The sequence below is a fragment of the Ichthyenterobacterium magnum genome (assembly GCF_003610635.1).
In the GTDB taxonomy this organism is placed as follows: Bacteria; Bacteroidota; Bacteroidia; order Flavobacteriales; family Flavobacteriaceae; genus Ichthyenterobacterium; species Ichthyenterobacterium magnum.
The window spans coordinates 26,236-45,883 of record NZ_RAQJ01000003.1 but is presented as its reverse complement, the minus strand read 5'-3'; the positions used below and the strand labels follow the sequence as shown (position 1 = coordinate 45,883).

The following is a 19,648-nucleotide window of genomic DNA, read 5'->3' as shown; positions in this document are numbered from 1 at the left end:
CAGGTTTAAATGTTTGAACTTATAAAATATAAAATGTGAGGGAAGTGTATTGATTGATATCAATACTTGTAAAATGGATTTATTAATATATTTTTGATTTGGGGTCATTTACATTAATTTATTCTTAGACAAAAAAACTTATAAGCTAAACGACTCACAAATTTAAATGTTAAAGGGACGAAAATAATCGTTAAAACGGAATTATGCAACATTTTATCGATAAAATTTGCATTTAATCGATATGATATGAAAAAAATAACTTTGGTAAGACATGCAAAATCATCGTGGAAATATGATGTAAATGATATAGATAGGCCATTAAAAAAGCGCGGTATTGTAGATGCTAACTTGGTTTCTAACGCATTTTACGTAAGAGAATCTTTACCTAATATTGTGTTTTCGAGTCCAGCAAATAGAGCATTAACAACTTGTAAAATATTTATGAAAAACCTTAATATTGATTCTAAAATAGTTCATGTTAATGACAAATTATATGATTTTGGAGGTCAAAATGTTGTAGATTTTATCAAAAAATGTGATGACACATATAATCATATAATGATTTTTGGACATAATCATGCATTCACATCTATTTCTAATATATTTGGAGATATATTTATTGCAAATTTGCCAACAAGTGGTTTAGTAGAGATTATATTTGATGTAGATTCATGGACAAAAATATCAAATGGCAAAACATTAAAAACAATTTTCCCTAGAGATTTAAAATAATGACAAAACAAAAAAATAGTTATATAAATAGAGAATTAAGCTGGCTACAATTTAATGCAAGAGTCCTTCAAGAAGCTGAGGATGAGTCTGTGCCATTAATAGAGAGGCTTCGTTTTTTGGGTATATTCTCTAATAATTTGGACGAATTTTTTAAAGTAAGATATGCTACCGTTAAAAGAATTGATCATGCAGGTAAAGGAGGTAAAAGTGAACTAGGTGGTATAAAAGCAAGTGAGCTTTTAGAAGTTATTACACAAATAGTTATAAAACAACAGAGTGAAAGCTTAATTATTTTAAGCAATATTCAAGAAAAACTTAAAAAAGAGAAAATATTTATCATTAATGAATCTAATATTGATGCATCTCAACATTCATTTATTAAAAACTATTTTATTCAGCATGTTAGCCCAGCTTTAGTAAATATCATCCTCAATGACCTTGTTAAATTGCCAACCTTAAAAGATAGTGCTGCGTATTTAGCAGTAAAAATGATTTTAAATAATGGTGACAAGCAATTTGCTTTAATTGAAATTCCTAAATCTATAGATCGCTTTGTTGTATTGCCTCAAAAGGAAGATAAAAATTTTATAATACTTTTAGATGATTTGCTTAGATATTGTTTAGATGATATATTTAATATTTTTGATTACAAAGCAATCTCTGCACATATGATAAAAATCACTAGAGATGGTGAGTTAGATTTTGACAGTGATTTGAGTAAAAGCTTTATTGAAAAAATATCTGATAGTGTTAAAGGTCGACAGATGGGTGAGCCTGTAAGATTTGTTTATGATAAAACAATTGATGAGGAAACATTAGTATACCTAATGTCAAAAATGGGTATAGATTCTAAAGATAGTGTTATACCAGGAGGAAGATATCATAATAGACGTGATTACATGAAGTTTCCTAGTTTAGGAAGAGCAGACTTATTATACGATAAAATTAAACCTTTACCTGTAAAAGGTTTAAGTTTAGAAAATAGTATATTTAATACAATCTCTAAAAAAGATTATCTGCTTTACACACCTTATCAAACATTTTCTTATGTCGTGAAGTTTTTGAGAGAGGCAGCTTTAGATCCAAAAGTAAGAATCATAAAAATTACAATCTATAGGTTAGCTCAAATTTCTCACGTGGCTAGTTCATTAATAAATGCTGCAAAAAACGGAAAGAAAGTTACAGTGTCTATTGAGCTTCGAGCTAGATTTGACGAGCAAGCTAATATTGATTATGCAGAGCAAATGCAAAGTGAAGGTGTTAACCTGTTTTTTGGAGTTCCTGGATTAAAAGTGCACAGTAAAATGTGTGTTATAGAACGAGAAGAAGGTAGTAAGTTTAAACGCTATGGGTTTATTAGTACTGGTAATTTTAATGAATCTACCGCTAAAATCTATACAGATTTTACATTATTTACATCTAATCAAAAAATATTAAAAGACATTAACAAAGTGTTTAATTTTTTTGAAACCAATTATAGAATTTATAGGTACAAACATATAATAGCATCACCACATTATTCTAAATCAAAATTATTTGCGCTAATTGATAAAGAAATTGAAAATGTTAAACATGGTAGACCTGCTTATATAAAATTAAAGCTAAACAGCATTTCTAGCTATAAAATGATAGATAAATTATATGAAGCTAGTCGAGCAGGTGTAAAAATAAAAATGATAGTTAGAGGTATCTGTTGTCTTGTTCCAGGCGTTAAAGGTATGAGTGAAAATATAGAGATTATTAGTATTATAGATAAATTTTTAGAACATACAAGACTATATATTTTCTGTAATAATAATAATGAAAAAGTTTATATATCATCTGCAGATTGGATGACTAGAAATATAGAAAATAGAGTAGAGGTAAGTAGCCCTATTTATCAAGACGATATTAAACAAGAGCTATTAAGCATCTTTGATATATGTTGGAAAGACAATGTTAAAGCACGTATTTTAAACCAAACTCAAGATAATCAGTACAGAAAAAATGACTCGCCAAAGTTTAGAGCACAGTTTGAAACATATAATTATTACCTAAATCAACTTAATAATTAGTATGCTATCAATAAAAAAATATGCGGCTATTGATATTGGTTCAAATGCAGTGAGATTATTAATTTCAAATATTATAGAGCAAGAAGGTAAACCTGCACAATTTAAAAAGAGTTCTTTAGTACGTGTACCAATTCGTTTAGGAGCAGATGTATTTATAAAGAAAAAAATATCTAAAGCTAACGAAAAACGAATGATAGATACCATGACAGCCTTTAATTTACTTATGAAATCTCATAAAGTTGTTATGTATAAAGCGTGTGCAACTTCTGCAATGCGTGAAGCAGAAAACGGTAATAAAATTGCCAATCTAATAGCAGAAAAAGCAAAAATAGATATCGATATTATTGATGGCGAAGAAGAAGCAACTATAATAGCTGCAACAGATTTGCATGCTTTTATTGATGATAGTAAAACATATTTGTATGTAGATGTAGGTGGTGGTAGTACTGAGTTTTCTGTAATTCATTTAGGAAAAAAAATAGTATCAAAATCTTTTAAAATTGGTACAGTACGATTGTTAAATGATATTGTTACAAACGCAGTTTGGAGAGAATTAGAGTTATGGATTAAAACTCAAGTTAAACACTATGATAAGATTGACCTTATAGGTTCTGGAGGAAACATAAATAAAATATTTAAGATATCTGGAAAACAAATTGGAAAACCACTAACTTATTTTTACTTAACATCATATTATAATAAGCTTCAAAGTTATTCGTATGAAGAACGTATTACCGAATTAAACCTTAACCAAGATAGAGCAGATGTAATTATTCCTGCCACTAAAATCTATCTTTCTGCAATGAAATGGAGTGGTGCAAAAGATATTTATGTACCAAAAATTGGCCTCTCAGATGGCATAATTAAAAGCATGTATTATAAAACAGTTTCTAGTGTTATTGTAGACTAAATAAGTCGTTTATCTTAGTTTTATTGTTAGATGTCTAATAATTAGTGCCTTTTTATATTTTCATTTTATATTCGAATTCTCAAATCAATTTAATTATGAAGACAATAATAACTGCTTTAGTTTTAGTTTTATTCACGACCTTAAGCTTTTCTCAAGATGTAAAGTATGGTGTAAGAGGAGGTTTTAATATTTCAAATTTAGATTTCGACCCAGATGCAACTTTTGAAAACAAACACAGAAACAGTTTTGCATTTGGTGGTTTTGTAGATTTTGGTTTAGGTGAAAAATTTTCTATTCTAACAGAATTACAATATTCTGCTGAAGGTGGTGGAAAAGATGAGTCACTTCGTGCAAATTTTGTTCAAGTTCCTGTATTAGTTAGAGTTAAAATTGGCGATAGTTTTTTAATTGGAGCTGGTCCACAATTAAGTTTAAAATCATGGTTTCATGAAGACGGCATAAAGAACCTTACATTTTCTGTAGTTGGAGGTGTTGAATATATGCTTAATGACGAATTGTTTATCGATGCAAGATATACTTATGGACTGAGCAATATATTAGATGGTAATGCAGCCGGACTTGAAGCAAAAAACACTAACATTCAAATAGGTTTTGGTATTAAGATTTAATAAAAAAACTATTTAGATAAACAAAAAAGCTTCAGATTTCTCTGAAGCTTTTTTGTTTATCCGTGAATTGTTTCTTTTTTGCTTAAATTTTTCATGATTTCTGCCTCATAATCAAGTAGTTGTTGCCATTTCTTATCAACTTCTTTACGGTCGCCATATTGTCTTGCAAACCCTAAAAACATAGTATAATGATTGGCTTCACTTACCATAAGATTTCTATAAAACTCAGCAAGTTCTTTATCTTTTAATTCTTCAGATAGCAATCTAAAACGCTCGCAGCTTCTCGCTTCAATTAATGCAGCATACAATAAGCGATGTACTAATTGTGTGGTTCTACTTCCGCCTTTAGGAAAAAACTTTAGTAACTGTATAACATAATCATCTTTGCGATCGCGACCAAGAACCCAGCCATTGGCTATAATTCTGTCATGTACCAATTTAAAATGACTTATTTCTTCTTTTACCAAAGCAATCATTTCTTGCACTAAATCTGTATACTCAGGAAAACTAACAATTAAAGATATAGCTGTACTTGCAGCTTTTTGTTCGCAATAGGCGTGATCAGTAAGAATATCCTCTATATTCTTTTCAACAATATTTACCCAACGCGGGTCTGTAGGAAGTTTTAAACCTAACATATTAACTTTCTTTATAATAAACGTTGTCTGTTAATTTTACAGAATATTTACCAACATTATCAACATAGATTTCATAAAAAAGGCAATGGTCAGTTTCTGGTTTACAAAACAAAACATTAACTATAATATCATTTTGTATTGCTGGTTGATTATCATTTAACCAAACCTTTGTCATTATAGCGTCATTTAAAAAATCTGTGTTTTTACTATCATTCTTTATAAATAAGGCTTTATCAATTGTGGTATTTAATATCTGATTTACTTTATTGCTAATACTAAGTTCTGCTTTAAAATCCCTATAATAATGCTTATAATGAATAGTATCAACTTTAAAATCGTTTAAAATATTAGTCTCTAAGTCTGTAAAATGTTTAATCTTTATTTGATTACCATTACTTAAAATGGAATCTGTTACAATTTCTGAATAGGCTTCTGGGAAATAAGTTATTTGTTCTACAGTGTTGTTTTTTGTAAACATTTCAACAGATTCTTGCAATGACTCTTTTGCATTTTTTCTCCTATCGCAATTTACTAGAATAGTAATTAAAACCACAAATAAAATTAAGTATTGCTTCATAGTTTATAGAATTATATATCTAAACCAAATGTCTTTTTTAGAAGTTCTATGTTTGGGTTTTTCTCTTTTAATTTTTCATATTTGTCTTGAGCAGTAAATACATATTTTTTTGAGGCTTCTTCATTTACAATAATCTCAAGTTTTAAGTTATAATTGTTTAACCGTTTTCTTAAAAATTCCATTAAAGGGAATTGAGCACGTTCTAATTCAATTTTTATAGATTCATTAGGGAACTGAAGTTGTATTAAGGTATCTTTAAGTTTAGGAGTATCCATTTCTAAAATAGAAGACATAATCTTTTCACCTTTTTTATTTAAAGATTCTATATAGTCTTTCCAAGCCTTTTTAAATTGTTCAAAGGTAAATTCATCTTTTGGAAGATCTTGAGGGTCAATTACAACTTCCATTTGTTTTATAAGATGTTCCTTTTTTGCTTTTATGCTTTTAAGAGACAATCCAGATGTTTGTGTACTATCTTTTTTAAGTGAGATTTTTGGCTGTTTAACCTCAATGGCAACCTCTTCTTCTTGTGTATTATTATGCTCTTGTAAGGTTGAAGCTTCAGTTTTTATAGTTTCCTTTTGTTGTTGCGGAATTTTAACTGGAATAGGAGTGATGCCTTTAGCTTTAAAGTATGAAGGCGGAATTATGAAACGTTTGCTATTTTTTTTTTCTCCATCAAAAGTGATAGAGGCAAGTTGCATAATGCATAACTCAACTAATAAGCGTTGATTTTTACTAGTTTTATATTTGAGATCACAATCATTGGCTAACTGTATGCCTTTTAACAAGAACTCTTGAGAAGCCTTTTGAGATTGTTCAAGGTATTTTGCTTTGGTGTCTTCGCCTACTTCTAAAAGTTCAATTGTTTGTGGGCTTTTGCAAACTAGTAAATCTCTAAAGTGTGACGCTAAACCAGCAATATAATGATGACCATCAAAACCTTTTGCAAGAATGGTATTAAACTGAATAAGTAATTCAGGAATCTTGTTATCTAAAATAAGGTTAGTACTCGTAAAATAAGTTTCGTAATCAAGTACATTTAAATTTTCTGTAACAGCTTGTCGTGTAAGGTTTTTACCAGAAAAACTAACAACACGATCAAAAATTGATAGCGCATCACGCATTGCACCATCTGCTTTTTGAGCTATAATATGCAAAGCATCATCTTCTGCAACAATGTCTTGCTCTTGAGCAATATATTTAAGGTACTCTTTAGCATCTTTAACAGTGATACGTTTAAAATCAAAAATTTGACAACGTGATAAAATAGTTGGTATAATTTTATGTTTTTCAGTAGTTGCTAAAATAAAGATACAGTGCTTAGGTGGTTCTTCTAATGTTTTTAAAAAGGCATTAAAAGCTGATTGAGATAGCATATGCACCTCATCAATAATATAAACTTTGTATTTACCAACTTGAGGCGGAATACGTACTTGATCTGTTAAACTTCTTATATCATCAACAGAATTGTTTGAAGCAGCATCGAGTTCAAAAATATTAAAGGCAAAATCTTCATCTTCAGTTTCATTTCCATCACTGTTAATCATTTTTGCCAAAATACGAGCACAGGTTGTTTTACCAACACCTCTTGGACCAGTAAATAGTAAGGCTTGCGCTAAGTGATTGTTTTCAATGGCATTTAATAAAGTATTTGTAATAGCTTGCTGACCAACAACATCTTTAAATGTTTGTGGTCTATATTTACGAGCCGATACTACAAAATGTTCCATAAAAAAACTTAGAAGAACAAAGTTAAAAATTCAACTTAAAATTAAGAATTATGACTGTTTATTTTAAAACGAGTTATTAACAATTAATTGTATTTTTGCGTTCAAGTAAATCGCCTTATCGATTCTAAATGTATTTAGGGTAGGAAAGTCCGAACACCATAGTGCAAACATAGTGGCTAACAGCCATCAGCCGTAAGGCTAGGAAAAGTGCAACAGAAAGAATGTACAGGTCATGCTGTAGTGAAACCAGGTAAACTCTATGTGGTGCAATGTCATGTAAACTAACATTTGAGAGCTGCACGCTCGATGTTAGAGGGTAGACAGCTAAAGTTTGCTAGTAATAGTAAACGTAGATAAATGATAAGGGCTTTTATTGTTGAAATAAAAGTACAGAATTCGGCTTATAGATTTGCTTACTTATAAAGTATCCCTTCTTAAACTTAAGAAGGGATTTCTGTTTTATAAAAAAATGAAAACGTAGTTTATTCTTTTTTTGGATAATAACTAAGGTCTGGTCTTACTCTACCTTCTACCATATCATACTTTGTAGTTAATTTAATAACATTAAAGAAAGTAGGACCTTTAGCATCTCCAAGTAATTCATCATTGTCTTTTCCACCTTGAGCTATTGCTAAATCGTCTTTGCCCGAAATAGCTACCATATAATAACTCTCATCATCACCAAAACCACTGTGTATTACATCATAGCCATTTTTTACACCTTTTGCAGCAAACATGTCTTTTACAGCTTTCATAGCTTCATTCATAGCTTTAGCGTCTCTTGGCGCATAATATAAGAAATGGTATTCACGAAAGTTCTTGTCTTCAGTAGAATAGCCTTCTGGATGATAAGATAATTCAGGTACATAATGAGAAATAGTATTGCCATGTGAGTCATAGCATTCATCCATTTTGTCAAACAAAGCACCTGCTTCATCTTTACCCATTTTTTCAAATATTTGAGCAAATCCAGGATTGTCTAATTCTGCCATATTTTTTAGTGGTGATACATAAACATAGCGTCCGTCAGCCAGACTAATAGCTGTCCAGTTAACGTCTTGTATGTTATGCTTAACAAAGTTTTCTTTTAGTTCTTTTGCTGCAGCTTCATATTGCGGAACCATAGCAAACTTTACATTGTCTACATGTACGTTAAACATAGTCGTAGGGTTATCATCTTGGGCTTGGATTGAGTTAATAACAAAAAATGATAATACAAGTGTTAGTAACCCTTTCTTTAAAAATTTCATAATGGTTGGTTTTTGGTTAAAATATTAATTAATAGCTAAAATTTATAAATCAATTAACCATACCAAAAGCAGTAATAAATTATGAGGACACGATAACGTAAGTTGTAAGTAAAATGAGGAATTGCTTTTTTGTAAGCTATGCTAAAGTACTGAAAAAAAATGAGATAAGAAAGCGACTACTTATTGTAACTCAAAAAAACTAAACATATTACCGCCATAACTTTTTGAATTACTATAATTCTCTAGGTTAGATAAATCTGTATGTTTAGAATGCTCGATTATAAGTAAGCCGTTAGTTTCAAGTAAGCTATTAGTAAATACTAATTCTGGGATTTTAGAGAACGCTTCTATGTCGAAATTATATGGTGGATCTGCAAATATAATTGTATGTTGCTGTTTGGTGTTTTCTAAAAACTTGAAAACATCACTTTTTATAGTTTTAATTGGCATTTTAAAACTTTCAGCAGTTTCATTAATAAATTTTATGCAACCAAAGTTTGCATCTACGGCTAAAATATGTTGTGTACCTCTTGATGCAAATTCGTAACTTATGTTTCCTGTTCCTGAAAATAAATCTAGTACTGAAATTTCATCAAAATAGAATGAATTGTTTAAAATATTAAACAACGATTCTTTTGCCATATCTGTTGTTGGGCGCACAGGTAGTTTTTTTGGCGCGGTAATTCTACGACCTTTAAATTCTCCAGAAATTATTCTCATTAGTTAAAACTGTTTAATAAAATAAAGTAATTGTGAGTAAAATCTGGTTGCATAGATTCGTTATAATTGTATGTGTATTCAGGATTTACAAATGCTACATGCCTTATATATTTGTAGACTATATTGTAAAGCTCGTCATCTTTAGCTATTTGTCCAGATAATACAGCATTAATTTCTTCTGGGTTTAATTTTAATTGCTCTATAACAAACAAAATGTAATAGATAAAATCTTCTTTTGTGCCATATTCAAAAGTATTATATAGCTGAATTTTAGAATTTTTAAGAACGACAATTTCTATACTATACGCATCTGCATTAATATAAATGGCATCCTTTTTTAGGTAAGTTTTCTTTTGTAATAAAGTGTCTATAAACAAGGTTGATGCGTGTTTATAATCAAAAGCACCATAAGATTCGAAAATATAATTATTGATGTTTACCAAAGGCACATAAACGTTTACGCTTTTATTTATTGGTAGCTCGTCATAGGTTATATAATCTGTCTTTAAAATTTTGGTGTTAAACTTTAAATAATCTGCTAAATTATTTTCTGAGAATAGTGCCTTAGGAACTAAGCTAGATAGTTCATTTTTATAGATGATTAAAACAGTTTCAAAGGATTCAGAAAAAATTGAGTTAGTATCTAAAACAGTTTTTAATCGTTCAAGAATTTCAAAAGGCGTCAGTTTTTTATCAAAGTTCTCAGTTTTTAAATGCTCAATAGTATTTGTAGTTCTGTTTAGAACACAAAAAGAAAGTCCACTCAAATTAATTTGAATGGACAATGCTTTAATACTATTTGTATTCAAACTAATTTTCGTTTGAGTAATTTTTTGGCCAGTTACCATTTGTATTTACTTCTTCCATAGAGCCTACTTTTAAAGTAGGACCATTTACACCATCAACAGAAACAACTTCATTTTCTTTAGAAATCAAGTTTTTATCTTCACCATCTAAAATAATGGCTTTTTGCACTAAAGCTTCAAAAACAGGGATGTTTTCTAGCATTCCTGCTTTAAGTTCAAATTTAGCTCCAGGTTTTCCAACAGGAACATTCATCATTGTTTTGTATCTATCATCAGATTTAAAAAGCGAATCTTTTACAGAAACAAATCCAAGCGTGTCAATAACAACAATATCTTTAAACATGTCAACACCAATAGCTCTGGTTCTTTCAATATCTTTTACAGTAGAATCTCTACGTTGTGTAATTGTATACTGAGCTGTATCTATAAACTTAACTAAGTTATCAAAATTACCATTAAACTTACCTGTTACAGTTCTATGCGCTAATTGTGCATCTCTAATATCTTTTAAACTTTCAATTACAACTGCATAACGCTTGTTTTTTAGTTGATTAAACTTGATTTCACCATAAACAGACATAAATGTATTATAGGCCAAAAATGCAATGAGAGCCCAAAGTAAAATGTTTACTACAGGTTTCATTTTCTTTGGTATAAATTTATCAATCAACCAAACGAGGCCAATGGTAAGTAAAATTACAATTACAATGGCAATAATTATTGTTAACATAGTTAGTTATTTTTTTAGGTGTTACGCAAATCTACAATTTTTTTTTATTCACAAAAACCAATGCAAACAAAAAATCTATTAAAAAAGGAAAGATATAAAAATTGTTTCACATTGTTTACTATTATAAATTTAATATTATAATCGTTTTACGCAATACCTTTTTAACCTTATATTGCCATTAAAAGTTATTTTAACGTTACATGAATTCATCAGAATTTTATAAGTTATTAGTTCAAAAATTTCCATTTAAACCAACATCTAAGCAAACCATTGTTTTAGATCAGCTCTCAGAGTTTATTTTCGATTTAACACCAAACAGCTTGTATTTACTAAAAGGCTATGCAGGTACTGGTAAAACTAGTATTATTGGCACTTTAGTTTCTAATTTATGGGAAGTAAAAAAAAGTGCTGTATTAATGGCACCTACAGGTCGTGCTGCAAAAGTGATATCAAATTACTCTGGTAAAGAAGCGTATACAATTCATAAAAAAATATATTTCCCAAAAAAAGATAAAGGTGGTGGCGTTAAATTTATTTTACAGCCAAACAAACATCGGAACACAATATTTATTGTAGATGAAGCTTCAATGATACCTGACACTCCAGCAGATTCAAAATTATTTGAAAATGGTTCGCTTCTAGACGATTTAATGCAGTACGTGTACTCTGGTCATAAATGCAAATTACTTTTAATAGGAGATAAAGCGCAGTTACCTCCAGTAAAATCTGATTTAAGTCCAGCTTTAGATGCGCAGCGTTTAGATTTAAATTACAATAAAAAGGTAATCACTATGGAACTAGATGAAGTTGTAAGACAAGGTCAGGGCTCGGGAATTTTAGAAAATGCAACACAACTTAGAGAAGTGCTTGAAAATGAATTTTACAAGTCTTTTAAATTTAATTTAAACGAATTTAAAGATATTGTTAGGTTAATTGATGGTCATGAAATAATGGATGCCATTAATGATGCTTACTCAGAAAATGGTCATGAGGAAACTGCAATAATAGTTAGGAGTAATAAACGAGCAAACCAATATAATAAACAAATACGAAATCGAATACTATTTAATGAAAATGAGTTAACAGTTGGTGATTTTTTAATGGTAGTAAAAAATAATTACTTCTGGGTTAAGCCAACAACAGAAGCTGGTTTTATAGCAAATGGTGATATTATTCAAGTGCTAGAAATATTTAGCATTCAAGAGTTATATGGTTTTCGTTTTGCCGAAGTGAAAGTAAAAATGGTTGATTATCCAAAAATGAGACCTTTTGAAACCGTTTTACTTTTAGACACTATTGAAGCAGAATCACCATCATTAACTTACGAAGATTCCAATAGGTTATATCAAGAGGTTCAAAAGGATTATGAAAACGAAGCTTCTAATTATAGAAAATTTTTAAAGATTAAAGGCAATAAGCATTTTAATGCCTTACAAGTAAAATTCTCTTATGCAATTACCTGCCATAAATCGCAAGGAGGACAATGGAATACTATTTTTGTAGAACAACCATATTTGCCAAACGGAATAGATAAAGATTATTTGCGTTGGCTATATACTGCGGTTACCAGAGCTAAAGAAAAATTGTATCTTATTGGCTTTAAAGATGATTTTTTTGAAGATTAAATTTAAATAAAAATGACAGCAGAAACACTCATAAGTATTTTTTTAGGCATTGGTTTATCGGCATCTGTTGGCTTTAGAGTATTTGTGCCTTTATTCGCCTTAAGTTTAGCAGCTTATTTTAATGTATGGGAACTAAATGAGTCTTGGCAATGGGTTGGTAGTTTAACTGCGGTAGTTATTTTGGGAGTTGCTACCGTAATAGAGATTTTTGCTTATTTTATTCCTTATGTAGATAACTTGTTAGATTCAATCGCTATTCCTTTAGCAGCAATTGCAGGAACAGCAGTTATGGTTTCAACTGTTGCAGATTTAAGTCCAGCAATCACTTGGGCATTAGCAATAATAGCTGGAGGCGGAACAGCAGCAGCAGTTGCAGGAAGTTCTGGAGCTACACGTTTAGCTTCTACAACGACAACAGGTGGTGTTGCTAATCCAGTAGTTTCTACTGTAGAAACAGGAACCTCAATAGTCATGTCAATTATTTCTATTGTATTTCCTTTTATAGCAATTATATTGGTAGTAATAATTTTTTGGATTATTTTTCGTCTTTATAAAAAGTTTAAACCTAGTCAACCTTAAATCCCTTCAAAAGTTTTATTTTTGAATAGAAATTCTAATCGCTAAATGAAAATAATCTCAATGATTCCAGCACGTTATAGTGCATCTCGCTTTCCGGCGAAACTCATGCAAGATTTAGCAGGAAAAACAGTTATTTTAAGAACTTACGAAGCTACAGTTGCAACAAATTTATTTGATGATGTTTATGTGGTTACGGATAGTGACATTATTTTTAATGAAATTGTTTCTAATGGAGGCAAAGCCATTATGAGTAAAAAAGAACATGAATCTGGTAGTGACCGTATTGCAGAAGCCGTTGAAGGTTTAGATGTAGATATTGTAGTAAATGTACAAGGTGATGAGCCTTTTACTGAGCATGAAAGTTTAGCTAAAGTATTAGAAGTATTTAAAGATGACTCTAAAAAAGAAATAGATTTAGCGTCATTAATGGTTGAAATTCATGATTGGGATGAAATTAGTAATCCAAACACGGTAAAGGTAATTGTAGATCAAAATAATTTCGCTTTGTATTTTTCTAGAAGCCCAATTCCGTTCCCAAGAGATAAAGAAGCTGGTGCGCGTTATTTTAAGCATAAAGGAATTTATGCATTTAGAAAACAAGCGCTTATAGATTTTTATAAACTACCAATGCAATTTATTGAAGCTTCTGAAAAAATAGAGTGCATACGTTACCTAGAATATGGTAAGCGTATAAAAATGGTAGAAACAACAGTTGAAGGTGTTGAGATTGATACACCAGAAGATTTAGAACGCGCAAAACGTTTATGGAAATAGAGTATAGTAACATAAAGGTTATAGGCTTTGATGCAGATGATACACTTTGGGTAAACGAAACTTATTTTCGTGAAGCTGAGTTAGAGTTTGCAAAACTTTTATCTAAGTATGAAACCGTAAATAAAATTGATCAAGAGCTATTTAAAACAGAAATGAAAAACCTTCCGCTTTATGGTTATGGCGTTAAAGGTTTTGTGCTATCTATGGTAGAAATGGCTATTGAGTTGTCTAATAATACTATAGATAATTCATCAATAAATAGGATTCTAGATATAGGAAAAGACATGCTTAACAAACCTGTAGAATTATTAGCAGGAGTTGAAGACACCTTAAAAACGTTGTTTGGTGATTATCGTTTAATATTAGTTACTAAAGGCGATTTACTTGATCAAGAGCGAAAATTAGAAAAATCAGGATTGACTAATTATTTTCATCATATAGAAGTTTTAAGCGATAAGCAAGAGGCAAATTATTTAAAACTTTTAAAGCATTTAGATATCAATCCGTCAGAATTTCTAATGATTGGTAATTCTTTAAAATCTGATGTTTTACCATTGGTAAATATAGGTGCTAAAGCAATACATATTCCTTTTCATACTACTTGGGCTCATGAGCAAGTAAGTAAAGAAAAAGAGAATAACGCTTACAAAACAATTAATAGTTTGTTGGACTTAAAGGAGATTTTAAAATAATGGAAGTGATAAACATTGAAACATGGAATAGAAAAGAGCATTACGAACACTTTAGTTCGTTAGCCGATCCATATTTTGGTCTTACTATTCCTTTTGATGTAAGCAAAGCTTATCAGTTTGCAAAGACTAATAAGGTTAGTTTTTTTGCAAAATATTTGCATGATTGCATGAAGGCTATAAATGATGTAGATGAATTAAAATTAAGAATAGTAAATAGCCAAGTAGTTAAGTATGATGTTATTCATGCCTCACCAACAATAATGAGAGATAACCATACATTTGGTTTTTCTTTTGTAGAATTTGATTATAATTTAAATACGTTTATAAATAATTTTGAAGGAGAGAAACTAAGAATCAATACTTCAACTAATTTATATCCGCCAAACAACAGTTTAGATTGTATTCATTGCTCTGCAATGCCATGGTTGGAGTTTTCAGGGCATAAAGAACCAGTTTCTAGAATTTTAGATTCAGTGCCCAAACTTGCATTTAGTAAAGTGAAAAAAGAAACACATAATAAATTAAAAATGAATGTTGCAATTAATGTTAATCATGCACTAGTAGACGGTTATCATGTTAGCTTATTTGCAGAAAAATTTCAACAAAATTTAAATAAATAAAGATATAACCAACTATGTTTTTATTTTTGTTAAAGAATATAAATAAATGAAGTACAAAAATTATCCAATGGTGTCCAGAATTATTTTTGGACGAGGCAGTTTTAATCAGTTAGGAGATATATTATCTACAAAACGATTAAATGCTAAGGCACCATTTATTTTTTTGGTAGACGATGTGTTTAAAGGTAATTCTTGGATTAACTCTAGAATACCTATAGCATATGATGATCAATTAATTTATATATCTGCCAATGAAGAACCAAAAACTTCTCAAGTAGATGAGATAGTAGAACAGATAATTTTAACTCATAAAGAAAGACCTTCTGGTATTATTGGAATTGGCGGTGGCACCATTTTAGATTTAGCTAAAGCCGTTTCTATTATGATAACCAATAAAGGAGAAGCAAAAGATTACCAAGGTTGGGATTTGGTTAAAAATGAAGCCATCTATCATGTAGGTGTGCCAACAATTTCTGGTACTGGTGCAGAAGTGTCTAGAACTACTGTTTTAACGGGGCCAGAAAAAAAATTAGGTATTAATTCTGATTACACACCTTTTGATCAGGTGATATTAGATCCAGAGCTAACAAAAGATGTTCCTAAAGATCAATGGTTTTATACAGGAATGGATTGTTATATACATTGTATCGAATCTCTTAACGGTACATATTTAAATGCGTTTAGCCAATCGTATGGCGAAAAAGCTTTTGAACTTTGTAAAGAGATTTTTGTAGAAAACAACCTATCAGACGAAGAAGCACAAGACAAACTTATGATGGCATCTTGGCATGGCGGAATGAGTATTGCTTATTCTCAAGTTGGTGTTGCTCATGCAATGAGCTATGGACTTTCTTATTTATTAGGAACAAAACACGGAATTGGTAATTGTATCGTTTTTAATCATTTAGAAGAGTTTTATACTGAAGGCGTGAAGTTGTTTAAACAAATGAAGAAATACCATGGCATTACTTTACCTGAAGGCGTTTGTGCAGATTTAGACGATTATCAATTTGATATTATGATTGATGTTGCTTTAGGCCTAGAACCGCTATGGGAAAACGCAATAGGAAAAAACTGGAAGCAAGTTATAACTAGAGATAAGCTAAAAACACTTTACCAAAAAATGTAACATGCGTTGGTTAGCCAAATTTATTTACTTTAAACTATTAGGTTGGAAAGTTGTTGGCAATACCAATATGTCTAAAGACACTGTTAAAAAAGCTATTATTATAGCTGTTCCTCATACAAGTTGGCATGATTTCTATATTGGTGTATTACTCAGAAAAGTAATCGATATTAAAACAAATTTTATAGGTAAAAAAGAATTGTTTTTTGGACCATTTGGGTGGTATTTAAAAGCCATTGGTGGCGCCCCAATAAACAGACAAACTAAAGAGAATAAAGTAGAAGCTATAGCTAAACTATTTCATAACAGAGAAGAGTTTAGAATGACCTTAGCACCAGAAGGCACAAGAAAGAAAGTAGAGCAGTGGAGAAGCGGTTTTTACTATATAGCAAAAGAAGCTAATGTGCCTATAATTATGTTTACCTTAGACTTTGAAAATAAACAAAATAAAATTTCCGAACCTTTTTATCCTACAGGTAATATAGAGGAAGATTTTAAATTTATGAAAAGTTTTTATAAAGGCGTTAAAGGTAAAATTCCAGAATATTCATAATTGTTTATGCTTATAAGCACTTTTGTCATCTTTGTTATTTGGAGATAAACAAAACTTTTTTACCAGCATTAATTTTAGTGTTTATTTTAAATATGGCATAAAGTTTGAAATGTATAATATAAATGCAATAGTTGAAACATAAAGTAAACTTTATAGTCACTAAAAAGAAACAACTAGAGCTATTAATATAAAAGCTACTTCAATTAAAGTTGAAGTAGCTTTTTTGTATTTATAAATGAAACTAGCTATTACTTAACCTCTTTTAAAGCGTTATCAATAAGCGTTCTTAAATGTTGTTTATGAGCTCTAGAAGAAATATTTCCTAATGTAGGATTAGACATAGATCTAATGTTCTTTAAATTATATAATGCCATAGATTTTGCATTATTTGTAAACCTAGCATTTTGTTTCCCTGTTAGTATATCAATTAACATGGTTGTATATTCAATTTGCAGATTTTGGCGAAAAGAATTAATACTTCCATAAATATCAGCCTTAAAAATTGCATTATTTAAATCAGTCATAAAAGATGATAGTTTGTACTTATTGCCATATAATTCTGAGTCAGTAAGACGTTGTAGTGTATTTGGATGCAATAAATGCCTTAACGCACTTTTTTGAGAGCCTAGTACTAAACTATGTATTTTAGGGTCTTCAGGACGAGAACGAAAATTAGAACCTCTACGTTGTCTTGCTAAATAATTATATAAATCATTAGGTGTATTAAAAGCGTCAGCAGCAAATATATATTTGCTTAATCCATTCATGGCTCTTTTTTGATCCTCTATACTTACTGGAGTATAAGGTTGCTCAGCACCTTGTTGACCCACCATAGCTCTATTTACATAAACACCACCAATGTAGCGAGACATAATTATACCTGCTCTTCTGCGTTCGCCTTGTAAAATACTATAAGCTCTTGTTAACTCTTGGTATGATTCTCCATTGGTTACAAGTTTGCCTTTAATGTTTTTCATGGTAGATTCTACCAATTCCATGCGGTCAATTGCAAATCTAATTGGGTCATTAGACAAATCGTAAAGGTTTACTCGTGGATCTATACCTCTAGAAGAAACACGCATATCATCAGCATCATTACCAAATGCGAGTTCTGGTTGGGTAGATTTGTTTAATAAATCTTGACGTTCTTTTTCAGTTTTAAAAGGTTTGTAACCAAGTTGTATAGCCCATTCATCATAAGGTCCTACAGCATTGTCATAATAATGACCTTGTTTATTTCTATCTTTTGTAATATTTATTGCAGGATATTCCATTACTGAGGTAGACAAAGCTTTCCCTTTAATAAGTTCTGGGTTTGCTAATTCTTCTGGGGAAAATAGTTGACTCCCTTTCATGTTATGATATAAGCCTAATGTATGACCAACTTCATGCATGATAAGACGCATCATATTATCTTTAGTTATTTTTTCTAACTCTAGTTTTGAATCTTCAAATGCAGTAACTACTGCTTGACCAAACAGTGAGCTTTCTTGCATTAGGTGTCCTGCAGAACAGGTCATTTGATTGTGGTCAAAATCAGATTCTAACTCTAATTCTTCTTCTTCAAAGCTAGCCGACGAATCATAAACTTTTCCTGTCATTACTCTACCAGAAAAATGTATAAATTCCAGCATAATATCTGCGCCTAAAATCTCTCCAGTTCTTGGGTTTACAAAGCTTGGTCCATAACCACCAAAAGGCGGCCTGTTAGGAGAAGACGTCCATCTTAAAACATTGTAGTTTATATCACCTGCATCCCAAGTTGCATCATCAGGCTGCATTTTAACAACCATAGCATTTTTAAAGCCTGCTTTTTCAAAAGCAACATTCCAACGCAATAAAGCTTCTTTAATGGTGGCTCTCCATTCTACAGGAGTCGTATTTTCCATCCACCAAGTAATTGGCTCAACAGGTTCTGATAAAGCTGCATTTGGGTCTTTCTTTTTTAAATTCCAACGATGAATTAAATCTCTATATGGTGTAGAACTTGTTGAAGTTTGATCGTTAACCTTAGTTGTAAAAAAACCAACTCTAGGGTCATCAAATCTAATTTCATAATCATTTTCTGGCATAGCTATTAAACTATGAAACACTTTAATGCTAACATGACGCCCATCTGCAATAGCACTTGATCCTCCATTTAAGGTTGAAGACTTAGAATATACATATTCAACTTCTAGATTTGTGTTTTCAGAATAATTGCGAATATCAAGTATCTTAGTTTTTAGTTTATTTAGTGTTCCTAATGAAAAAGAATTTTTTGAAGCTCCAGGGAAACGAGGAGGTTTTATTTGCGAAAATGTTTCTTTTAAAAATAAACCATCGGCTTTAATTAAGTACAACCCTTTTTCTTTATCATGAGCTTCAATTTTTACACTAGCCATGATGCCTTCACTTAAATTTGCATCTTTAGATTTTGATAAAGCACTATTTGGATTAAAATAAAATGATGTGTTTTGAGTTACAAATTCAATTTTATTAAAGTATTTTTTAATTTTAAATACTTTTGATCCTCCATAAGCACCTCTAAATCGTCTTACATCTATAACACCATTTGATACTTGATTAAAGTGAATAAACTCTTTACCAATTTGGTCTTCACTTACTTGCATTTGCAAACTACCTGTGATGGTGTCTTGATAGATGGTAAATAAACCATCAATTTTTTTACTTTTCTTAACCAAACTGGCAATAGATTTCTCTTTTGGTTTTGCTGGAGGTTTTGGAGCAGCAGCTTCGGTTTTATTTTTTTTTCTCTTTCTCTTTTTTTGAGCTTGTGTGTTTTGAGGCGCTAAAAAGGCACATAAAACAAAAGCCAATGTTATTAATTTAATAACATTTAATTTTTTAATTTTCATATATTCAAATCTGGTTAATTAAAAATTATACTATACATAATA

Annotated in this window: 19 protein-coding genes and 1 other RNA gene; 12 read left to right on the top strand and 8 right to left on the bottom strand. The window is 30.4% G+C overall.

The window, feature by feature from the left end; genetic code table 11:
* Positions 1–246: 246 nt before the first annotated feature.
* The 4 genes from BXY80_RS08440 (at position 247) to BXY80_RS08425 (ending at position 4,325) form a co-directional block, all read left to right on the top strand.
* The gene (locus BXY80_RS08440) at positions 247–732 is read left to right on the top strand and encodes a SixA phosphatase family protein (protein ID WP_120200952.1); all 486 of its coding nucleotides are present in this window, start codon (positions 247–249) and stop codon (positions 730–732) included.
* On the top strand, positions 732–2,786 hold the full coding sequence (gene ppk1 / locus BXY80_RS08435) for a polyphosphate kinase 1 (protein ID WP_120200950.1): 2,055 nt from the start codon (positions 732–734) through the stop codon (positions 2,784–2,786). The genes BXY80_RS08440 and ppk1 overlap by 1 nt, the downstream gene beginning before the upstream one ends.
* 1 nt (position 2,787) lies before the next feature.
* On the top strand, positions 2,788–3,696 hold the full coding sequence (locus tag BXY80_RS08430; protein WP_120200948.1) for a Ppx/GppA phosphatase family protein: 909 nt from the start codon (positions 2,788–2,790) through the stop codon (positions 3,694–3,696).
* 95 nt (positions 3,697–3,791) lie between these two features.
* The gene (locus tag BXY80_RS08425) at positions 3,792–4,325 is read left to right on the top strand and encodes a porin family protein (protein ID WP_120200946.1); all 534 of its coding nucleotides are present in this window, start codon (positions 3,792–3,794) and stop codon (positions 4,323–4,325) included.
* A 56-nt stretch (positions 4,326–4,381) separates the two neighbouring features.
* Here BXY80_RS08425 and miaE read toward each other — a convergent pair whose 3' ends face one another.
* Genes miaE through dnaX form a run of 3 tightly spaced genes read right to left on the bottom strand, consistent with a single transcriptional unit; the run spans position 4,382 to position 7,273 of the window.
* A complete protein-coding gene (miaE, locus tag BXY80_RS08420; protein ID WP_120200944.1) occupies positions 4,382–4,963 on the bottom strand; it encodes a tRNA-(ms[2]io[6]A)-hydroxylase in 582 nt (193 codons plus the stop codon).
* 1 nt (position 4,964) lies between these two features.
* A complete protein-coding gene (locus BXY80_RS08415; RefSeq protein WP_120200941.1) occupies positions 4,965–5,540 on the bottom strand; it encodes a hypothetical protein in 576 nt (191 codons plus the stop codon).
* An 11-nt stretch (positions 5,541–5,551) separates the two neighbouring features.
* Complete coding sequence (gene dnaX / locus BXY80_RS08410) at positions 5,552–7,273, bottom strand: DNA polymerase III subunit gamma/tau (protein WP_120200939.1); 1,722 nt, start codon at positions 7,271–7,273, stop codon at positions 5,552–5,554.
* A gap of 102 nt (positions 7,274–7,375) precedes the next feature.
* Between dnaX and rnpB the strand changes: the two genes are divergently transcribed.
* Positions 7,376–7,693: RNase P RNA component class A (rnpB, locus tag BXY80_RS08405), an RNA gene on the top strand.
* Positions 7,694–7,755: 62 nt separating this feature from the next.
* Here the strand turns inward: rnpB and BXY80_RS08400 are convergent.
* The 4 genes from BXY80_RS08400 to BXY80_RS08385 form a co-directional block, all read right to left on the bottom strand.
* Complete coding sequence (locus BXY80_RS08400) at positions 7,756–8,523, bottom strand: hypothetical protein (protein ID WP_120200938.1); 768 nt, start codon at positions 8,521–8,523, stop codon at positions 7,756–7,758.
* A gap of 180 nt (positions 8,524–8,703) precedes the next feature.
* Positions 8,704–9,243: an RsmD family RNA methyltransferase gene (locus BXY80_RS08395; RefSeq protein WP_120200936.1), complete on the bottom strand. Its 540-nt coding sequence runs from the start codon at positions 9,241–9,243 to the stop codon at positions 8,704–8,706.
* Entirely contained in the window at positions 9,243–10,052 is an 810-nt protein-coding gene (locus BXY80_RS08390; protein ID WP_245977221.1) for a DUF3822 family protein, read from the bottom strand. Before BXY80_RS08390 ends, BXY80_RS08395 begins: the two co-directional genes overlap by 1 nt.
* 1 nt (position 10,053) lies before the next feature.
* Entirely contained in the window at positions 10,054–10,779 is a 726-nt protein-coding gene (locus BXY80_RS08385) for a hypothetical protein (RefSeq protein ID WP_120200932.1), read from the bottom strand.
* Positions 10,780–10,979: 200 nt separating this feature from the next.
* Between BXY80_RS08385 and BXY80_RS08380 the strand changes: the two genes are divergently transcribed.
* Genes BXY80_RS08380 through BXY80_RS08350 form a run of 7 tightly spaced genes read left to right on the top strand, consistent with a single transcriptional unit; the run spans position 10,980 to position 16,748 of the window.
* Positions 10,980–12,404, top strand: coding sequence for an ATP-dependent DNA helicase (locus BXY80_RS08380; protein WP_120200930.1), 1,425 nt, complete (start codon positions 10,980–10,982; stop codon positions 12,402–12,404).
* 12 nt (positions 12,405–12,416) lie between these two features.
* Positions 12,417–12,983 (top strand): DUF4126 domain-containing protein, encoded by a 567-nt coding sequence (locus BXY80_RS08375; RefSeq protein ID WP_120200928.1) that lies wholly within the window; start codon positions 12,417–12,419, stop codon positions 12,981–12,983.
* A gap of 45 nt (positions 12,984–13,028) precedes the next feature.
* Positions 13,029–13,757 carry a 3-deoxy-manno-octulosonate cytidylyltransferase gene (gene kdsB / locus BXY80_RS08370; protein WP_120200926.1) on the top strand — a complete coding sequence of 243 codons (729 nt, stop codon included), beginning with the start codon at positions 13,029–13,031 and terminating at the stop codon, positions 13,755–13,757.
* Positions 13,748–14,449, top strand: coding sequence for an HAD family hydrolase (locus BXY80_RS08365; protein WP_120200924.1), 702 nt, complete (start codon positions 13,748–13,750; stop codon positions 14,447–14,449). Before kdsB ends, BXY80_RS08365 begins: the two co-directional genes overlap by 10 nt.
* Positions 14,449–15,069 (top strand): CatA-like O-acetyltransferase, encoded by a 621-nt coding sequence (locus tag BXY80_RS08360; protein ID WP_120200922.1) that lies wholly within the window; start codon positions 14,449–14,451, stop codon positions 15,067–15,069. Before BXY80_RS08365 ends, BXY80_RS08360 begins: the two co-directional genes overlap by 1 nt.
* Before the next feature lie 46 nt (positions 15,070–15,115).
* A complete protein-coding gene (locus tag BXY80_RS08355) occupies positions 15,116–16,198 on the top strand; it encodes an iron-containing alcohol dehydrogenase family protein (RefSeq protein WP_245977219.1) in 1,083 nt (360 codons plus the stop codon).
* 1 nt (position 16,199) lies between these two features.
* Positions 16,200–16,748, top strand: a complete 549-nt coding sequence (locus BXY80_RS08350; RefSeq protein ID WP_120200920.1) for a 1-acyl-sn-glycerol-3-phosphate acyltransferase — start codon at positions 16,200–16,202, stop codon at positions 16,746–16,748.
* Positions 16,749–16,996: 248 nt separating this feature from the next.
* On the opposite strand, the gene BXY80_RS08345 is transcribed toward BXY80_RS08350, so the two are convergent.
* Complete coding sequence (locus BXY80_RS08345; RefSeq protein WP_120200918.1) at positions 16,997–19,606, bottom strand: zinc-dependent metalloprotease; 2,610 nt, start codon at positions 19,604–19,606, stop codon at positions 16,997–16,999.
* Positions 19,607–19,648: the final 42 nt, after the last annotated feature.

Coding starts and splice junctions, on each gene's coding strand:
- BXY80_RS08440 (WP_120200952.1), top strand. CDS start 247: ATGAAAAAAATAACTTTGGTAAGACATGCAAAATCATCGTGGAAATAT.
- ppk1 (WP_120200950.1), top strand. CDS start 732: ATGACAAAACAAAAAAATAGTTATATAAATAGAGAATTAAGCTGGCTA.
- BXY80_RS08430 (WP_120200948.1), top strand. CDS start 2,788: ATGCTATCAATAAAAAAATATGCGGCTATTGATATTGGTTCAAATGCA.
- BXY80_RS08425 (WP_120200946.1), top strand. CDS start 3,792: ATGAAGACAATAATAACTGCTTTAGTTTTAGTTTTATTCACGACCTTA.
- miaE (WP_120200944.1), bottom strand. CDS start 4,963: ATGTTAGGTTTAAAACTTCCTACAGACCCGCGTTGGGTAAATATTGTT.
- BXY80_RS08415 (WP_120200941.1), bottom strand. CDS start 5,540: ATGAAGCAATACTTAATTTTATTTGTGGTTTTAATTACTATTCTAGTA.
- dnaX (WP_120200939.1), bottom strand. CDS start 7,273: ATGGAACATTTTGTAGTATCGGCTCGTAAATATAGACCACAAACATTT.
- BXY80_RS08400 (WP_120200938.1), bottom strand. CDS start 8,523: ATGAAATTTTTAAAGAAAGGGTTACTAACACTTGTATTATCATTTTTT.
- BXY80_RS08395 (WP_120200936.1), bottom strand. CDS start 9,243: ATGAGAATAATTTCTGGAGAATTTAAAGGTCGTAGAATTACCGCGCCA.
- BXY80_RS08385 (WP_120200932.1), bottom strand. CDS start 10,779: ATGTTAACAATAATTATTGCCATTGTAATTGTAATTTTACTTACCATT.
- BXY80_RS08380 (WP_120200930.1), top strand. CDS start 10,980: ATGAATTCATCAGAATTTTATAAGTTATTAGTTCAAAAATTTCCATTT.
- BXY80_RS08375 (WP_120200928.1), top strand. CDS start 12,417: ATGACAGCAGAAACACTCATAAGTATTTTTTTAGGCATTGGTTTATCG.
- kdsB (WP_120200926.1), top strand. CDS start 13,029: ATGAAAATAATCTCAATGATTCCAGCACGTTATAGTGCATCTCGCTTT.
- BXY80_RS08365 (WP_120200924.1), top strand. CDS start 13,748: ATGGAAATAGAGTATAGTAACATAAAGGTTATAGGCTTTGATGCAGAT.
- BXY80_RS08360 (WP_120200922.1), top strand. CDS start 14,449: ATGGAAGTGATAAACATTGAAACATGGAATAGAAAAGAGCATTACGAA.
- BXY80_RS08355 (WP_245977219.1), top strand. CDS start 15,116: ATGAAGTACAAAAATTATCCAATGGTGTCCAGAATTATTTTTGGACGA.
- BXY80_RS08350 (WP_120200920.1), top strand. CDS start 16,200: ATGCGTTGGTTAGCCAAATTTATTTACTTTAAACTATTAGGTTGGAAA.
- BXY80_RS08345 (WP_120200918.1), bottom strand. CDS start 19,606: ATGAAAATTAAAAAATTAAATGTTATTAAATTAATAACATTGGCTTTT.